At 47.9% G+C, this 16519-nt stretch carries 18 protein-coding genes and 6 pseudogenes; 23 read left to right on the forward strand and 1 reads right to left on the reverse strand.

The features are described from left to right. The first annotated feature begins 2 nt into the window (after positions 1–2). The 21 genes and pseudogenes from JZM30_RS17855 (at position 3) to JZM30_RS17955 (ending at position 13395) form a co-directional block, all read left to right on the forward strand. A complete protein-coding gene (locus JZM30_RS17855) occupies positions 3–194 on the forward strand; it encodes an ash family protein (protein WP_252320651.1) in 192 nt (63 codons plus the stop codon). A gap of 1 nt (position 195) precedes the next feature. Next, positions 196–249 (forward strand): annotated as a pseudogene (locus JZM30_RS24055) (hypothetical protein); the annotation flags it as partial. Between the two features lie 39 nt (positions 250–288). Continuing rightward, positions 289–861 (forward strand): Rha family transcriptional regulator, encoded by a 573-nt coding sequence (locus tag JZM30_RS24060; protein WP_308167191.1) that lies wholly within the window; start codon positions 289–291, stop codon positions 859–861. Then, positions 849–1262 (forward strand): hypothetical protein, encoded by a 414-nt coding sequence (locus tag JZM30_RS24830; protein ID WP_252320321.1) that lies wholly within the window; start codon positions 849–851, stop codon positions 1260–1262. The genes JZM30_RS24060 and JZM30_RS24830 overlap by 13 nt, the downstream gene beginning before the upstream one ends. After that, positions 1231–1704, forward strand: a complete 474-nt coding sequence (locus JZM30_RS24835; protein WP_252320323.1) for a conserved phage C-terminal domain-containing protein — start codon at positions 1231–1233, stop codon at positions 1702–1704. Before JZM30_RS24830 ends, JZM30_RS24835 begins: the two co-directional genes overlap by 32 nt. After that, positions 1685–1906, forward strand: a complete 222-nt coding sequence (locus JZM30_RS17875; RefSeq protein ID WP_252320325.1) for a hypothetical protein — start codon at positions 1685–1687, stop codon at positions 1904–1906. The genes JZM30_RS24835 and JZM30_RS17875 overlap by 20 nt, the downstream gene beginning before the upstream one ends. After that, a complete protein-coding gene (locus JZM30_RS17880) occupies positions 1903–2127 on the forward strand; it encodes a PerC family transcriptional regulator (RefSeq protein WP_252320327.1) in 225 nt (74 codons plus the stop codon). The genes JZM30_RS17875 and JZM30_RS17880 overlap by 4 nt, the downstream gene beginning before the upstream one ends. Before the next feature lie 28 nt (positions 2128–2155). Next, a pseudogene (locus JZM30_RS17885) lies at positions 2156–2764 on the forward strand (phage N-6-adenine-methyltransferase); the annotation flags it as partial. Positions 2765–2781: 17 nt separating this feature from the next. Continuing rightward, on the forward strand, positions 2782–3195 hold the full coding sequence (locus JZM30_RS17890) for a hypothetical protein (protein WP_252320329.1): 414 nt from the start codon (positions 2782–2784) through the stop codon (positions 3193–3195). Between the two features lie 107 nt (positions 3196–3302). Beyond that, positions 3303–4097: a KilA-N domain-containing protein gene (locus JZM30_RS17895; RefSeq protein ID WP_252320625.1), complete on the forward strand. Its 795-nt coding sequence runs from the start codon at positions 3303–3305 to the stop codon at positions 4095–4097. A 100-nt stretch (positions 4098–4197) separates the two neighbouring features. Further along, positions 4198–4878: a DUF1133 family protein gene (locus tag JZM30_RS24070; protein ID WP_252320331.1), complete on the forward strand. Its 681-nt coding sequence runs from the start codon at positions 4198–4200 to the stop codon at positions 4876–4878. Between the two features lie 767 nt (positions 4879–5645). Beyond that, positions 5646–5966: a hypothetical protein gene (locus JZM30_RS17905; RefSeq protein ID WP_252320333.1), complete on the forward strand. Its 321-nt coding sequence runs from the start codon at positions 5646–5648 to the stop codon at positions 5964–5966. A gap of 273 nt (positions 5967–6239) precedes the next feature. Beyond that, the gene (locus JZM30_RS17910) at positions 6240–6446 is read left to right on the forward strand and encodes a class II holin family protein (RefSeq protein WP_252320335.1); all 207 of its coding nucleotides are present in this window, start codon (positions 6240–6242) and stop codon (positions 6444–6446) included. Beyond that, entirely contained in the window at positions 6446–6973 is a 528-nt protein-coding gene (locus JZM30_RS17915; RefSeq protein ID WP_252320337.1) for a lysozyme, read from the forward strand. Before JZM30_RS17910 ends, JZM30_RS17915 begins: the two co-directional genes overlap by 1 nt. Continuing rightward, positions 6970–7350: a lysis protein gene (locus tag JZM30_RS17920; RefSeq protein ID WP_438801518.1), complete on the forward strand. Its 381-nt coding sequence runs from the start codon at positions 6970–6972 to the stop codon at positions 7348–7350. Before JZM30_RS17915 ends, JZM30_RS17920 begins: the two co-directional genes overlap by 4 nt. 214 nt (positions 7351–7564) lie before the next feature. Continuing rightward, positions 7565–8140 (forward strand): annotated as a pseudogene (locus JZM30_RS17930) (phage antirepressor N-terminal domain-containing protein). A 276-nt stretch (positions 8141–8416) separates the two neighbouring features. Further along, positions 8417–8674, forward strand: a complete 258-nt coding sequence (locus JZM30_RS17935) for a hypothetical protein (RefSeq protein ID WP_308167184.1) — start codon at positions 8417–8419, stop codon at positions 8672–8674. A gap of 75 nt (positions 8675–8749) precedes the next feature. Continuing rightward, positions 8750–9569, forward strand: a pseudogene (locus tag JZM30_RS17940) (IS3 family transposase); the annotation flags it as partial. A 77-nt stretch (positions 9570–9646) separates the two neighbouring features. Beyond that, positions 9647–11071, forward strand: coding sequence for a tail fiber protein (locus tag JZM30_RS17945; RefSeq protein ID WP_252320341.1), 1425 nt, complete (start codon positions 9647–9649; stop codon positions 11069–11071). Between the two features lie 1172 nt (positions 11072–12243). Continuing rightward, complete coding sequence (locus JZM30_RS17950) at positions 12244–13059, forward strand: T3SS effector SopD family protein (protein ID WP_252320343.1); 816 nt, start codon at positions 12244–12246, stop codon at positions 13057–13059. 36 nt (positions 13060–13095) lie between these two features. Beyond that, positions 13096–13395: a hypothetical protein gene (locus JZM30_RS17955; RefSeq protein ID WP_252320345.1), complete on the forward strand. Its 300-nt coding sequence runs from the start codon at positions 13096–13098 to the stop codon at positions 13393–13395. 165 nt (positions 13396–13560) lie between these two features. Here the strand turns inward: JZM30_RS17955 and JZM30_RS17960 are convergent, their stop codons facing one another. Further along, complete coding sequence (locus tag JZM30_RS17960; RefSeq protein ID WP_252320347.1) at positions 13561–14484, reverse strand: IS5 family transposase; 924 nt, start codon at positions 14482–14484, stop codon at positions 13561–13563. Between the two features lie 146 nt (positions 14485–14630). On the opposite strand from JZM30_RS17960, the pseudogene JZM30_RS17965 reads away from it, so the two are divergent. Continuing rightward, positions 14631–14854: pseudogene (locus JZM30_RS17965) on the forward strand (transposase); the annotation flags it as partial. Positions 14855–15249: 395 nt separating this feature from the next. Further along, positions 15250–16394: pseudogene (locus JZM30_RS17970) on the forward strand (tyrosine-type recombinase/integrase). Positions 16395–16519 lie beyond the last annotated feature (125 nt).

Here is a 16519-nt window from a genome sequence, read left to right on the forward strand (position 1 = left end):
AGATGAATAATCTTGATCTGGTGAATTTCGGGCGCTATAGTCCACTTGCAGCGGCAAAATCCGCTGCCGGGATTTGCAACCAGGGATTCAACTTAGCGCACAACCGCGCTCATTGCGTTTTTTTGTGTGCGGTGCACGGCTACACCTCTCAATGGTGGGGCGTGCAGGGCAGCGAAAGGCTGGCCGGGTTCTGAGTTGACCGGTATTGCAAACCCTGTACGTCTCACCACCATTGAGATTTGCAACTCTGGTGGTGAGTTATTAAAACCCAACTCAGAGGCTGCCATTATGGCTACTACCCCTACCCAAATTGCACCCGAAATCACTGCCGTAGACGGTCACGCCGTCACCACCTCAATCGCTATCGCTGAATATTTCCGCAAGCTGCATAAAAACGTCATCCAGAAAATCGAATCCTTAGAGTGCTCACAGAAATTTAGCGAGCTGAATTTTCAGCCCGTTGAATACATCGACGCCAAAGGTGAACGCCGCCCAGCCTACCAAATCACCCGTGACGGTTTCGCTTTTCTTGCTATGAGCTTCACAGGCAAACGCGCCGCTGTGTTAAAAGGGGCGTATATCAACGCCTTCAACCAGATGGAGCAAGCGCTGATGGCGCGGCTGCTTCTGGATGACCCTCGTCTTGAGGATGCCCTGACTCATGCACAACGCCTGCACCACAACCTAAAAATTGTTATGGAACTGTGGCAAGAGCACATTCTACCGCTTAACCCACCGATCATGGTTAGCGGGACATTCCTGGATTCGCTCTACCGATCCGGCGTGGTGGCCGAGGGCATTGAACGTGTGATGCAAGGTACCGTTCCCGACAGGCTGAGGGGGAAAACATGGGTGCTCTGATTCAATTACTTGACCGCCCAATTGCCTATAACCCAGCTTTTGCAAAGCTGAGGGCAGGGTCAGTTAAAGCAGGGCCAGTCGCTGCGGTGTTCCTATCGCAAATGGTCTACTGGCATAATCGCATGGGTGGCGTATGGATGTACAAAACTCAGGCAGATATAGCATCTGAAACAGCCTTAACCAGGGATGAGCAAGAAACCGCCCGTAAGCGCCTGATCGCGCTTGGTGTTCTGGAAGATGATCTCCGTGGTGTTCCTGCAACCATGCACTACCGCATTATTGTGGAGCGACTTGAAGCGCTGTTGCTGGAAACCACAGAACCCGCAAAGAAGACCAGTCGGAGTAAAACCAGATCGGGGAACTTCAAGAATGTGGGAACCCCGCAAACTAGATTGTGGTGATGCCGCAAACAAGTATGGGGGATCCCCCGAACAAGCATGTGGGGATCCCGCAAACTTTCTTACAGAAGATTACACAGAGATTAAAAAAACCTCTTGTCAGGCTGGACCGCATGACGACCCTGCACAACGAGTTCTTGATCACTTCAATCAGGTAACTAACTCCCGCTATCGGGATGGCAAAACCACGATGGGATATATCCGTGGGCGACTTGCTGAGCCTGATTATGTCGCAGAGGACTTGATTCAGGTAGTGGATTACCTGACGGCGAAATGGCTTAACGATCGGAAGATGTGCGATTTCCTGCGTCCCAAGACAATTTTTGCTCCTGAAAACTTCCCCGAGTATTACGACAAAGCCTGTAAATGGGATGCCGGCGGTCGCCCTGCATGCGTCGATGGAAAATGGGTTAGGCCGGGAGATTTTGCCAGCGGTTTCGGTTGATTCCTCCGAACGTGACGCCGCCTACCGCCGTTTCATTGGCAGTGCATTACCCGCCAAGAACCCCAGCCAGATTGAAATTCAGGTACGCACAGAAGCCAGCAAAGCTGGGCTGAAATCAGCGAAACCAGAGTTTGTAATGAGTCGCTGGAATTCAATCGGGAAAGACGTCACCCAGCGCCAGCAGGGAGGGAAAGCCGCATGATCACCGACGATATCGCATTAGCTGAACAGCTGGAACGCAAGCACCTGTGGCGCAGAGCAGCCCATGTATGGCTGACGGTACTTGACCAGACCCAAGGAGTGCGAGCACGTGCCGAGGCGGTACACTGCCGTAAGAAATGCCAGATCAGCGCAAACGGACTGAGAAGCCAATACAGCGGCATCAGGGTGATAACGGCAGCGGGAGGTGTGCTCAATGACTGACTTTTCCCAAACCGAGTACGTTTAGGCGCTGAATGCCTACAAAGCGGAAGCAACCCACGAGCTTAAGGATGTTGGCGATCAGTGGCGCACTCCAGATCCGCTGTTCTGGGGAATCAATGCCATGTTTGGCCCGCTGGTGCTGGACCTGTTCAGCGATGGCGAAAACTCGAAGTGTGAAGCCTACTACACCGCCGAAGATAACGCGCTGGCGCAGGACTGGTCCGCGCGCTTGTCTGAACTGAATGGTGCAGCGTTCGGCAATCCTCCGTATTCCCGCGCCAAACAGCACGAAGGCCAATACATCACCGGCATGCGTCACATCGTCGAGCACGTTATTGCGATGCGTGAACTTGGTGGTCGCTACGTGTTCCTCATCAAATCAGCTACATCCGAGGTCTGGTGGCCTGAACAGGCGGATCACATTGCGTTCATCCGTGGCCGTATTGGTTTCGATCTGCCGACCTGGTTCAAACCGAAAGACGAAAAACAGGTAGCAACCAGTGCATTCTTTGCCGGCGCTATTGCCGTGTTTGACAAGCAATGGCACGGTCCTGCGATTGCTTATATCGAACGTGATCGTCTGTATGCGCAGGGTGAAGCATTCATGGCGCAGATCCGCAGAGAAGCGGCTCGACTGGCAGTGAGGGCCGCAGCATGAAAAAGCAAAACTGCATGTTCTGTGGTGCACCTGCAACCCTGTTATGCGATGGGGTAATCGGCTATGACACTGACGAGGACGAAAACGGCATGATGGTGAGCATGCCCCTTAAGATGCATACCTGTGATGCGCCTATGTGCCGCGCCTGTGCTACCTGGCAGGGGAACATCTTCTGGCATGGGAAGAGTAGCGGCATGGATTCAACGGATTATTGCCCGATCTGTATGGCTCTATGCAATAAGGGGCAGAACATCCGCAATCACCGACTCCAAGGAATATCCCGCGAACCTTGCATGACTGATGAACAGGCGTCGATCATCCGTCGTGTGCATTGGGCCAGTTACCAGAACAAATACCAGCATGGTTTGAAAATAGAGCAGGGAGGTGGTCAACAATGCCTGCCGTTCTGAAACTATCGCTGCCATTTCCACCCAGCGTATGTAGTGTAAAAAGTGTGCATCGTTTCCCGCGTGTGCAGATGTCGGGAAGCGGATTAAAAACAGGTGTAGGGGAATCTATGAGTCAATTAATCGTAATTGACGGCGTATCTGTACGCCGTGATCAGTCTAGTCGTTACTGTCTGAATGATTTGCATCGTGCCGCTGGCGGCGCGAAACGTCATCAACCAAGCGACTGGCTGTCTGTCAATCAAACGCAGGAACTTGTTCAATTATTAAACTCCGGTAATCCCCGGAGTTTGTCTGTAGAGGCCATCCAGGGGCGCAACGGCGGGACGTACGTATGCAAGGAATTGGTATATTCCTATGCTATGTGGATCAGTGCCGAATTTAACCTGAAGGTCATCAGAACATTTGATGCCTTGTTAGCGTCGAAAACCACTGGTGCAGCCGATCTGATGCAAGCAGGGATAACCCTTCTTGGTTTCATGCAGCAATCACTAAATCTTTCCAATTCATCAGTGCTTGGAGCCTGCCAGAAGTTACAGGATGCCGTAGGCTTACCCAGCATTGCGCCATCATATGCTATTGATGCCCCTTCTGATGCTGTAGACGGATCTAGCCGTCCAACGATGGCGCTTAAAACAATCCTCAGTAATCGCGGTATCAACGTTCCTGTGACAGAGGCGTATCGACGCCTTGAGGGATTAGGGATCGTTGAGCGTCGTTCCCGTCCGAGTACATCATCACGCGCCAAAAATGGCCGTAAAGAGTTTTGGGTAGTCAGTTCCAAAGAGCTACGTTATGGGAAAAACATCACATCGCCAAACAACCCACGAGAAACGCAACCACACTTTTACGAGTCCCGCATAGACGATCTGCTGACATTAATGCTGACAGCAAAAACAGTGTAGGGACGATTGATGAGAGCGCTGTTTAAACCCGTCATCGTGCCAGAGCTGGGGCAAGTCATATTGCGCCCCGGTAAAAACCTGCTGCCGTTATTCCATCGCCGTGTGCCAGCGCGAAAGCGACTACCATGACAAGAACTTCATCACCATGAGGTACGGGCATAGCGCCATACGGTTGTGCTGGCACTGTGACAACCAGGTACATGGGCATAATTCACCGGCACATGATGAACTGGCGGATCGGAATGCTGCCGAGTGGGTAATTAATCAAGCCCGTATCTGGCTGGCATTACCGGAAGGGCATCAGGTGACGACCCATGAGCTTAGCTGGTGGGCTGTGGTGAAACAGATATCAGACCTGCTGCCAGAGCATGCCATTCGCATCAGTCTGCGTATGCCAGCACCTGAGGAGAAACCAGGGCTCAGCAAATCCGAGTTGGCGATCTATTTGGCGGATATTATTAACGATAAGCATAAAAATAACCTGGCGTTCTGTACTGACGGCGAGGGAATATTGATAGACCAAGTGGTTGGGAGTGTATTGAGCCGACACAGTGGGCTAATCGCGCTGCTTCATGAGCGATATGACGGCAAAGGGAAGAACAAAATAGTAATGGCGGCAAACCTTCAGAGGCACCATCAAGAAATGAGTATTATGACATGCCGCCGCCGGATTGATACTTGGCTAAGTTTGGCGGAATCGATGTTACACGAACCAATGTGTGATGCGTTCGATACAAATAGTGAAAGATTTTACTTGAAATGTGAGCAGAAAACTGCTTAAATCATTGTATGCTTTGCAAAGCTGTATCCCAAGCGATAGAATTTCAGAAACCCGCCATCAGTGCGGGTTTTTCGTTTCCTGAAATCACCCTCCATGCGTGATTCGTGGTTAAAAGTGAGGTACGTTATCATGCTAATTCCGTTTAAAAATTGTCTGGAGGGTGGCATGGAGACGACATTCAATGATCTGAAAGAAAAGCACCTGAAATTAATTGAGACTCAGTGGCGTCTACGGGAGCGCTTGCAGGATAAAACGGATGATTTATTGCGAGAATATGCCGAATCGCTATCTCTTCCTGCCACCTCGTGGACTGACTCTCAGGGGAAAGGCATCCTTATGTTGAAACAGGGGTGTGGTCCTCGCCTGGCAAATTTGAGGCAACGCCTCTCCCTCGTTTGCAGATGGACGCCAATTACAGCCTGAATTTTGTGATTGCGACAACGCTGGATGATTCACCGATGACCGGTGGTTACAGGCATGGTGTTAGCATTTCCCTTCGATATTAGCATGTGGTCCTTTATGCATTCATTGGTTCGGGTGATGACACTGTGCAGTTACAGGTTTCACCAAAGTCGGGTGGATTCTTCGAAGTGTGCGCGGCAATTAAACAGCTCATCAATATTTCTATCGACAAAGCGATACCTGCTGCTGCGCTTGTCTGATTCATAATTTATTTGGCGGCAACACTGGCGGGGTTAGTCACGGTCAAGGCTAATCAGTGATGGTTCGATCCCATGGGTTTCCACCAATTTTTAAGGCTCACTTCGGTGGGTCTTTTGCTTTTCTACGAGGGCGTAATGAAAATTTATGCATGTCACTTTCACCCGAATGGTTTTTTCATCAGCGGCGAAGCACAGGAAAGTTTCTGGGTATTGTTGAGTCATGCGGTTGGGTGGGGGCGTTTCACCATGATCCGCCCTGATGATGAATTCAGTGCTACTGGAGGGCTTTTTCAATTGACTGAATTACGGCCAGCGGATTCAGAACAGCCGGAGTCAGTAATTGAAGGGTCAAATGTTTTATGGCGTCTGCCGGAAGCTCTCGAAGTTTTGAAATCATTCCAGCATTCTTCTCTTCAGGAAGATTAGCCACTCGAATGATGTCTTCCAGCGCAATGATTGTACTGTCGTGGAATTTTATTGTCTGAACATTCAGGATCGCGCCGAGACCGCCATCATCACGGATAAAATCGATACCATTGCGTGTTGTGGTTACTTCTGGCGATTTAACAATACCAGATGCGGGAATGCGCAGCCAGACGCTTACTCTGGCACAACTTTTAAGGCTACGCTCCAGCGCGGCCTTTTTTATTTACTTCAAATTACACAGCGCCCCGTTACCGCGGAGGTGGGGTCATGCGTATGTCAAATATTACAACGGGCGTCTCATACGGCGCGTCGGGCGTTAGCGGCGGCTACTGGATGTTGCAACTGCTCGACACGGTTTCTCCGACGCAGTGGGCTGCTATCGGGGTTCTCGGTAGCCTGCTATTTGGCTTACTCACGTTTCTGACCAACCTGTATTTCAAGGTCAAGGAAGATCGCCGCAAAGAAGCGCGGGGTGAATAATGTCAAAAGCAAGCAAACTCAGTGCTGCAATGCTGGCGCTAATCGCTGCTGGCGCGACTGCTCACGTGATGATGGCGCAATTCCAGACTGAAAAAGAGTCTGTCCGTATGAATGCCTACCCTGATGGCGGCGGTATCTGGACGATTTGCGGTGGCGTGACGTGGGTAGATGGCAAGCCGGTAGTGAAGGGCATGAAGCTGACCACTGAACAGTGCTCGAAAATCGATGCCATAGAGCAGCAAAAGGCGCTCGATTGGGTGGACCGTAACGTTAAAGTGCCGCTCACTGAGACTCAGAAAGTCGGCATTGCCTCATTTTGTCCGTGGAATATCGGTCCCGGTAACAGCTTCCCCTCAACGTTCTACCGCAAATTGAATGCAGGCGATCTGATGGGTGCCTGTAAAGAGATTAAGCGCTGGATTTGGGACGGGGGCAAAGATTGCCGTATCCGCTCAAACAACTGTTACGGTCAGATAGAGCGGCGTGACCAGGAGTCTGAGCTGTCATGTTGGGGGCTGGGGGCATGAGGCCATATTTCCATGCTGCTCTTGCCGCCATAATTGCTGCGCTGTCATTCGGCGTCTACTACTACCACGACGCATACAGTGACGCAGCAAACGATTTGGCGCTGGCGAAAGACACCATCGCCGACTTGCAGACGAGACAGCGTGATGTTGCCGCGCTTGATGCCAAATACACAAAGGAATTATCTGATGCGAAGAAAGCCATTGGCGATTTACATCGCGATGTCGCTGCTGGTCGTAAGCGGCTGCTCATCTCCGCGACCTGTAGCACTAACCCCACCACCTCCAGCGTGGTTAATGCAGGAGCCAGCGAACTCAACCCAGACTCTCGACGAATTTATTTCCTTCTCAGAGAGCAACTAATCACTACAGAAAATTAGGTGCGCGGATTGCAGCAATACGTCCGTGAGCAGTGCTTGAAATAACCACCCCGTTAATCCGGGCTTTTTTGTGTCCTGCAATACCAAAGCGCCCCCACGCGCACATTCAACGATAGCCTTACAGAAAGTGAGCCTGAGAAATGCCGTTATAGTCGGCTGACTCTCTCGGGCGGCATTTCTGTGGGACAGACTCACTTTCTAAAAGGTAAACGCTATGCAATATCCAGTAAGCAACGAAGTAGAGTTTTACGGTGATAAGTTAACCACTGTCCGTGAGGGGGGTATTGAGTATGTTGCTCTCAGACCCATTGTTGAGGCAATTGGCCTTGATTGGGCATCACAAACGGTCAAGCTGAATAAGAACCGTGAAAAATACGAGTGTTGTGATATCGCAACACCTTCCAAGGGTGGAATTCAATCCATGCTTTGCCTCCCATTGAAAAAACTCAACGGCTGGTTATTCAGCATTAACCCTGAAAAGGTGAAAGCATCCATTCGGGGTAAGCTGATTGCATATCAGGAAGAATGCTTTGCTGTTCTGCATGACTACTGGAAAAAAGGACTAGTTGTCAACCCGCGCAAAGTAAGTGTTATGGAAGAGCTCAACCAGGCATGTGCTGATATAAAGCGTGATAAAGGGATAGCCAGTTTATTTGGTACCGGTCTGAATGAATGGAAAAGCGTTAAGGCGGCTCACGTCAAAAAAATCCAGTAGCTGATCAGTTAAGCTGAGTTGTCACTGGAGCTTATTCTTGTTGATACAGGGAAAGGAAAATTGACACGCTCATAGCTGCTGCTGACTGTGATTAACCAGGCTAATAGCCAAGTATCAGGGAAATCGAAGGATCACGCAAACAGTGACGAGTTTTCTACAAGCATGACCGAGGTCATTGTTACAGTGACCTCGGGAAAATCAAGAAGATGTTTGACGATTGCTTTCGCATAGCAAAGGCATGGGCGATGAAATACCAGCCAAAGAAGAAATAACTTTTACCCAGTGCGCCGTAAAGCCCCGTCCTTTAGGGCGCGGAGGATGTCAACGTGATTAAGATGATTGAGGTGGCAGATGCCCGGATTAAACGATCCGCTTAATCAGTTGCAGAGAGTGAGAAAACAAATCCCATTTGCTGTTGCTCAGGCATTAACTCGCGTTGCAAAGCAAATAAAAGAGGCACAAACAACGGCAATAAAGCGGACGTTTGATAATCCAACGCCATTCACCGCTAACTCGGTAAGGGCACAAGGGGCAAGGAAAGATAATCTCAAAGCGCGGGTATTCATCATGGATACCGCTGCTGGGTATCTTGATAGATTGGCCCCTTAGATCTCCAGACAGATAGACACTCTTAAAATAAGAGGTAGTCTAAAAACTATGTTTAATACCGGTCACAACGAAAAAATGATCTCAGTTCTGTCAGGGCCTGAACGCCGCCATCGGCGTACCGCTCAGGAAAAAATCGCTATTGTTCAGCAGACTATGGAGCCCAAGATGACAGTATCTCACGTGGCTCGCCTGCACGGCATCAATCCTAATCAGGTAGTTACTTGGCGCCGGCAGTATCAGAATGGCAGCTTCACTGCTGTCAGTGCCTCAGAAGAAGTGGTTCCGGCCTCTGCACTCACTGCTGCCATGAAGCAGATTAAAGAGCTGCAACGGCTGCTGGGGAAAAAACGATGGAGGTTGAGCTCCTCAAAGAAGCCGTGGAGTACGGCCGGGCAAAAAAATGGATAGCGCACGCGCCCTTGCTGCCCGGGGATTCGGACTGACACAGGTCAGCCGCGCTCTTAATGTGTCGCGTGCGCAGTTATCGGTTTATCTTCTAAGCTCTGCCGAGTGGCAGGATCGCCGACAGAAGCCTAACCACAACGATGCTGAGCTTATCAGCAGAATACGGCATCATACTGCTGAATTGCCGACCTATGGCTACAGACGAGTCTGGGCATTACTGCGTGATGAAAGCCAGCAGGATAGGCTTGCGATAGTTAATGCCAAAAGGGTCTACAGAGTAATGCGCGACAATCATCTGTTGCTGGATAGAAAGGGCGTTACTAAAGAGCAGCGAAGTCACAACGGCAGGGTTGCGGTTGCTGAAAGTAACCTCAGGTGGTGCTCGGATGGCTTCGAGTTCAACTGCGATAATGGCGATAAGCTGCGTGTCACGTTCGCGCTTGACTGTTGTGACCGTGAGGCGCTGGACTGTATAGCGACAAATGGCGGGAGTTCATTTATCGGGAATCCTCTGAGGAGGAGGCAATTGATGGAACAGATAGCCACACTCTAATCACCCCGCGGCGCTTGCACGATGGAGCCAGTTATCTCGATGAGCAACTAAAAACCGCGTTGACGCCATACTTGTTGCCGATTGGTGAAATCATCATGTGGCCGTCTGTCACCGCCCCTGAAGGATGGTTGGAATTGAATGGGCAGCAGTTTAATGTAACTGAAAACCCTAAACTGGCTATAATGTTTCCATCAGGACAGTTACCGGATTATAGAGGGCGATTCCCGCGTGGCTGGGCAAATGGTTCTCTCGTTGATCCTGATTCAAACCGTGAAATTAATAGTTTGCAGGATGATGCGCTTCAGGAAATTCAGGGAGAGTTTGTTGTTGATGACTGGGGGTGGGTTGATGGTAAATTATTCCGTGAAATAGGTGGACGTAGCAGCGGTTGGGATTCTCAGGGCGGGGGGAAAGCTGTCGAATTTAAAGCGGGTAACGCAGCACGTACATCCACCGAAACCCGTCCAAGCAATATCGCTACGATGTTCATCATTAAAACGGACAAGGCGGATTCAACACCTGGCGTGCCGGTACCCTCTGCTGTTGTCGTTACGCCGCGACCAGCTACTGTTAACGCTGGCACATTCGTACAGTTTTCAGGGCAGGTTTTGCCGTCTAATTTCGGCGCAGAATACCCTGTTTCATGGTCTGTCAGCGATGCTGCGCTGGGTTCTATTGACGCAACAGGTCGCTACACAGCAACGACAGGACAAACAGGTAATCAGACTGTTATTGCATCGATCAGTACCGGGTTAACGACGCTAGTAACGTTTGATCAGCACATCTATTTGACGAGCATTTCTATTGCAGCAATACCAAACATCCAGGTGGACAGCACATATAATCTCGTTGTGACATTTAACCCGTCGAACCACACAGAACCGGCTGACTATGCCAGCAGTGATGCGCAGATTGCTAGTATCATTGGCGGCGTTGTAACGGGCGGAGGGGCAGGGACGGCTACGGCCAGTGTGACTGGCCGTTACTCTGGCATTACCGCATCACGGCAGGTCACGATCACGCCGAAAGTTATTGTTGAAAAATATCTTCAGATTAACGAAAACCTCTCTGAAATAGCGGAGAAAGGCGCTGCTGCGCAAGCGGGAGCGCGTACTAATCTGGGGCTAAAGGCGTTGGCGACAAAGGATACCCTTACTGCATCCGATGTTGGTGCCGTTCCTCAGGCTGATACCTCGCTGGGTACTGAAAACCTAAATACCATGATTGCATTGGGGCGTAAGTTCCAGTCACTGACGAGCAATGCGACATTAGCGCGAAATTACCCCGTAGCACTGGCTGGCGCGGTTGATGTGCTTAAAACCACCGATACAGGGATTCGTCAGATTTACTACCCGTACAACAATACTGATGCATATCACCGCTATTGTGTTGATGTGACAGCGGCATCGCCGGTGTTTAGTGATTGGGTGGCAAAATAAGCTGGTACTATGCGACTGATTATTGTGCCCCTAATGATGTACATGCAGATACTGGAACAGACAACGACGGGGCCGAAAACGATGTGTTACAACGATGTGTTACAAAGTTGATTGAGGGATTACGTCCGGTAATGTAACCGTTTAAGCTATAATCCCACGGCGCTTGGCTATAAGGTCGAGCACATCCTCAAGCGTGAAAACTGGAGTTGGATGGATGACCCAGGCGTTGCTACCCATAGCCAGCAGAACCGCATAAAAGCCGGAGTCCTCGATCACGGCATCAGAACCTTACGGGCACCGTTCGGTAACTTATTCTCTTTGGCGATCGTGACTTCAACTTTCATGGCGAGATACTCATTATGGAGGTGTGCCAGATTTGTGTCATACACGGTAAATCACCATCCTCTTCCTTACATTATGTGCCGTTAAGTTGTTCAGTGTGAATTCGGAAATATGCATGTAAAACAGTTAGTTAAATGTAACTCTACTAATTCGTAATGCGAAGGTCGTAAGTTCGACTCCTATTATTGGCACCATTTTTTTCTCATAAAATCACTAAGTTACCGTTGCAGTGTTTTGCTTTATTCAACATTAATGTGCAGTTTTGCGCGTTGCAGGTGTGGCAAAATTGTGGCAGGTACAGTAAGATTGTTCGTGGATCAATGCAAGGGTATGCTGACAGCATGTTTACCTTGTAACTCCCCCTTGTCTTTTGAGCAATACACTACTTGATGGCTGCTGGTTACGGATGTTGTCAGAGATTGCTATCACAAGGGGAAGGCGCTGAGAATTCATCCTAACTGTTTGAGGCCGGTATGGAAAAGGAATTACAGCTTAAAGCTGATAAACAAATAAAAGCGCACTCGGCGTTGTTGAATAAATAGATATTATGCTGCGCAGCCATAAAGACTGCAAACACCCTTAACGTAAAATCAGCATGTTACACACAGAGTTAGCTGATGCATCCCGGGGTTAGCAGCATTTTCGTCCAAAACAGGCATGTCAGAACAGCATCATTCCCTATTATTCAACAAAGCCTTTCTCTAATTCCAGATCTCTGCAATTATCCGCTGTTTGACCGATTTGCGCAGATGGATAATCTGTTTAGAGTAACTATTTTATAATGTCTATTATCAAAAGATTTGAGTCACAATCAGAAAAGTAGCAATATTATGTCACTTTCTATTCAAGGTAATTCTTCATTTCTATTAAATAGAACGCTTAGCCATGAAGATGTCCAACGCGCTATTAATAGTTCATCAAAAGAAGAAGCTGCACATGTTGACATATGGGAAAAAGTTAAAGATTGGTTTTGTGGAACCAACACAAGTGAAGCGCTGGAAAAAATTTATGAGCTAAAGCATAACAATGATGAACCTGATACTGAATCCATCTTAAAAAAAGTGGCTGCGTTTTACCAACTTAAGGAAATGGCATATCCTGTTTATCAGGACAGATTTCAGACATCTATTACTCCAAACGAAGATGGAGCATATACTTTTTCTTTTTCCATTAAAGATGTCATGGATGAACGCGCATTGGTTTATGGGAACACTGAAAAAGATATTTATTCTTTAAAAGAAAGAGAATTAACTAATAATAGTGAGTTATTAGACTACAATACTGTTATCCGTGAAGGTCTCGATGTAGCTTTAAATCAAGTAAAATATGATGATGAGAAAAATAAATTAGAGGGCGTTTGTTTAGCTAATCAGGGAAGAGTGAACCTGCATTTATTGCATGAAGAAACAAAGCAAGAAATGGGTATTAATCAGCATTTAGCCCAAAAATGGGTTTCATTACAAATGAAATGTTTTGATTATTATGCTGCACAACGTTCCTCGCTAGACTCTATTGATGGCTTGGATATTACCAGTGTAATAGGAACAGAAAATGAATGGATTCATCATTTTGCTCAATCAATTAACGAAATAAAAAGAAATACACGAGGAAATCTTGCCAAAGAATTTAATAATGAGATAAAGTAATTCAATGATTTAAATATCTATGCCAATCCCTATGAATTGAATAACGAGCTTATATATTCAAAACCATATGACCAAAACGATGAACCAATATATTCAGTACCATATAATCAAAGCAATCAACCTATTTATGAATATATTCAATTTTATTCATCAGAAACCCCATCTAATAAATATTATAAAGGACCAATAAATGATGATATTTATGCAAAAGTAGATAAAACAAATATTGATAAATCAGAATTACTCAAAAAAATAGATAATTTTATTTTAGAGAATAGTGAAAACTATCCATTGGTATATCAGCATGTTAAAAAAGTACGTTTAAATCTTAAATAACACGTTGTGTTCAAAATTAGTCATAACGCGTACTTGAATACCACGCCCCCTAATCAGGGGGCAATAGTCAGGGACATTTTAATTTTCTAGCGGCAATAACGTATGGGTACCGGCTTTGTTGAATAAATCAGAGTCAGCCGACAGGAGCTCCCGCTGGAACCCTTGTTATGCGATCCGGACGCTGTCCGGCATACCCAACAACGTCATCCGGTTTAGCGCTTTGACCATCGCCAGCGCTTCACCTACCTGTGCATCATAGTCCCGCAGGTTCAGATGACCGCCCAGCAGGCTTTTGATACGGAACATACCCGTTGCTGCCACTGAGCGACGATGGTAACCAACTTTCTTTTTCCAGACGCTATTACTCCCGCTCTGGTGCTGATTCGCTACCGCATGGTTACGCTCATGGTACTTGTCGGGCCAGTATTGCACTCCGTTTCGCGGTGGGATAGGTGGCCTGATTTTTTTCTTCATCATGGCATCATGGCAATAGCAGACATCGTAAGCTCCATCTGCTGAGGCTTGTTTGATTTTGCGGTGAGTCTGCTTTATTAACGCAGGGAGTGCCTGCGCGTCAGTAGTTCCACCGAGAGATAAATCGGCACAGATAATCTCATGCGTGACGCTGTCTGCTGCCAGATGGAGCTTTCTCCATACTCTGCGCTTATCTGCCCCATGTTTCCGGACCTCCCATTTCCCTTCACCGAATACCTTCAGTCCGGTAGCGTCGAGCACCAGATGTTCAATCTCACCGCGTGTTGGTGTTTTAATGCTGATATTAACGGTCTTTGCACGTTTGCTAACCAGTGAATAATCGGGGCAAACAAGTGCCGCTCCCATCAACTGAAAAATAGAGTCAACGAATCTCTGCAACACCCGTAACGAAAGGTTAAACACGCGCTTCATCATCAGAACCGTGGTGATAGCCATATCGGTGTAGTGGGGTGGCCGGCCACGATGTTCGGGTGGCGTATTCTCAGTCCATGCCGCAATGGCTGACTCATCAAGCCATACCGTCAGGGAACCGCGCTGCCTGAGTGCTTTGTTGTATGCGGGCCAGTTGGTGATTTTAAACTTTTGCATTGCCATAGGAGCCTGATGTTGAAATGAATATATCGTTCAGATCCTCTGATCACCTGAAAGTTCGATTTATTCAACAACGCCTCAAAATGATTCCTGATTACGTATCTTACCCAGCCAAGCTTGAGCCACACTGGAAATAGACACTTCTCAAGTGGGTGAGTACTCTGCTGGGGAATGTCAAAAATGCCATAATGGGCACTTACCAAGCAATTCGTGGCCAACACACCTCTCATACCTGGCAGAATTTGAGTATCGATTTAACCGGCGTTATGACTTGGGAACACTGATACCGCGCTTCTTGGTAGCGGCATTGAAAGCACCCCCAATACCATACGGGCTGTTGAGGCTAGCTGAGCAATATGCGTTAATCAGGTAGGATTTTTGTGTCGTATTTGTGTCGCCACAAAATGTGCATAGAATACACGAAACTACACTAAAGAACCTCAAACGACGCAAAACCAAGCGCGGGCGTGGATAATTTGTTTATTTACAGTGTATTACGTTTGGATCTTCGAACTTCTAAGCCGTAGGTCATAGGTTCGAATCCTATAGGGAGCGTACCATTTCGAAGTAAACAGACGTCAACCGACGTTTTTTATGCCTAAAATTAAGTGAATTAGCTATAAACCCGCTGTTTTAAGTCAACCAGACTCTACCGACATCTCCGTACATCAAGTAGGATTTATTGGTATAAGTGATGGTACAAGCCCATTCAATGAATTCTTATACCAACAGCCAGCGTATGCCGACACCGCAATATGGAGATCTGCTATGCCACTCACCGATGTAAAAGTCAGAAGTGCCAAACCAAAAGACAAGGCTTATAAACTTACCGATGGTGAAGGGATGCATCTGATGGTCCATCCTAATGGCTCAAAATACTGGCGTCTGCAATACTGCTTCGACGGCAAACAGAAAACGCTGGCGCTTGGGGTATATCCTGAAATTACCCTGTCTGAAGCCCGGCAACGCCGTGATGAAGCCAAACGCCAGATTACTACCGGGACTGACCCCAGCGAACAGAAGAAGGTGGATAAACAACTACGCCAAACGCTCGTTGATAACACCTTCAAAGCCATTGCTCTCGAATGGCATGAATATAAGCGCCCTAACTGGTCGAAGGGCTACGCTGAAGATCTGATGGAAGCGTTCGAGAATGACATCTTCCCTGATATCGGCAAACGCCCTATTGCTGAGATCAAGCCGCTGGAAATGCTAACCTCGCTGCGCAAACTGGAAAAACGCGGCGTACTCGACAAGTTGCGTAAAATCCGCCAAGCCTGCAATCAGGTATTTCGCTATGCGATTGTCACAGGCCGCGCAGAGAATAATCCAGCATCAGAATTGGCAAGCGCCCTTCCCCCACCCAAAGCAACGCACTACCTCACCTGCTGCCAGATGAACTGCCGGATTTTCTACGCACTTTATCAACTTATTCAGGTAGTAAGGTCACACAACTGGCAACACGCATCCTGATGCTTACCGGCGTTCGTACTATCGAATTACGACAAGCAGAATGGAAGGAGTTTGATTTTGAAAAAGGGCTCTGGGAAGTACCGAAAGAACGCATGAAAATGCGCCGCCCTCACCTCGTTCCCCTCTCCGCTCAAATGATTGATGCACTACAACAGCTTTACACCGTTACCGGACGCTACAATCTGGTTTTCCCTGGACGTAACGACATAACCAAACCGATGAGTGAAGCCAGTATTAATCAGGTACTGAAACGGATTGGTTATCATGGCAAAGCGACAGGACACGGCTTTCGCCACACAATGAGCACCATTCGTGGGACGTATAACCATGCGCAGTATTTGGAGCAGCGTAGAGGAATGTTGCAGTGGTATGGGGATTTTATTGATGGGCTGGAGCATAAGGATGCGAGGAAGGTTGTGGTGATGGGTAAGCGGAAGTAGGCAGGAAGACATTTAGCCGTAATAATGTCCAAGTATATTTTTTAGCATAAGAATATAAATAGCCATCCTCACAATTAGATGGCTATTTGTATCTTCAAATTGTAAGTATACCCGTTTTAGTTCTG

Origin of the sequence: Candidatus Symbiopectobacterium endolongispinus (genome assembly GCF_018777385.1) — a bacterium.
GTDB lineage: Bacteria > Pseudomonadota > Gammaproteobacteria > Enterobacterales > Enterobacteriaceae > Symbiopectobacterium > Symbiopectobacterium endolongispinus.

Excerpts from the sequence above, each read along its gene's own strand:
- JZM30_RS17855 (WP_252320651.1), top strand. The coding sequence starts at position 3 with ATGAATAATCTTGATCTGGTGAATTTCGGGCGCTATAGTCCACTTGCA.
- JZM30_RS24060 (WP_308167191.1), top strand. The coding sequence starts at position 289 with ATGGCTACTACCCCTACCCAAATTGCACCCGAAATCACTGCCGTAGAC.
- JZM30_RS24830 (WP_252320321.1), top strand. The coding sequence starts at position 849 with ATGGGTGCTCTGATTCAATTACTTGACCGCCCAATTGCCTATAACCCA.
- JZM30_RS24835 (WP_252320323.1), top strand. The coding sequence starts at position 1,231 with ATGTGGGAACCCCGCAAACTAGATTGTGGTGATGCCGCAAACAAGTAT.
- JZM30_RS17880 (WP_252320327.1), top strand. The coding sequence starts at position 1,903 with ATGATCACCGACGATATCGCATTAGCTGAACAGCTGGAACGCAAGCAC.
- JZM30_RS17890 (WP_252320329.1), top strand. The coding sequence starts at position 2,782 with ATGAAAAAGCAAAACTGCATGTTCTGTGGTGCACCTGCAACCCTGTTA.
- JZM30_RS17895 (WP_252320625.1), top strand. The coding sequence starts at position 3,303 with ATGAGTCAATTAATCGTAATTGACGGCGTATCTGTACGCCGTGATCAG.
- JZM30_RS17910 (WP_252320335.1), top strand. The coding sequence starts at position 6,240 with ATGTCAAATATTACAACGGGCGTCTCATACGGCGCGTCGGGCGTTAGC.
- JZM30_RS17915 (WP_252320337.1), top strand. The coding sequence starts at position 6,446 with ATGTCAAAAGCAAGCAAACTCAGTGCTGCAATGCTGGCGCTAATCGCT.
- JZM30_RS17920 (WP_438801518.1), top strand. The coding sequence starts at position 6,970 with ATGAGGCCATATTTCCATGCTGCTCTTGCCGCCATAATTGCTGCGCTG.
- JZM30_RS17935 (WP_308167184.1), top strand. The coding sequence starts at position 8,417 with ATGCCCGGATTAAACGATCCGCTTAATCAGTTGCAGAGAGTGAGAAAA.
- JZM30_RS17950 (WP_252320343.1), top strand. The coding sequence starts at position 12,244 with ATGTCACTTTCTATTCAAGGTAATTCTTCATTTCTATTAAATAGAACG.
- JZM30_RS17960 (WP_252320347.1), bottom strand. The coding sequence starts at position 14,484 with ATGGCAATGCAAAAGTTTAAAATCACCAACTGGCCCGCATACAACAAA.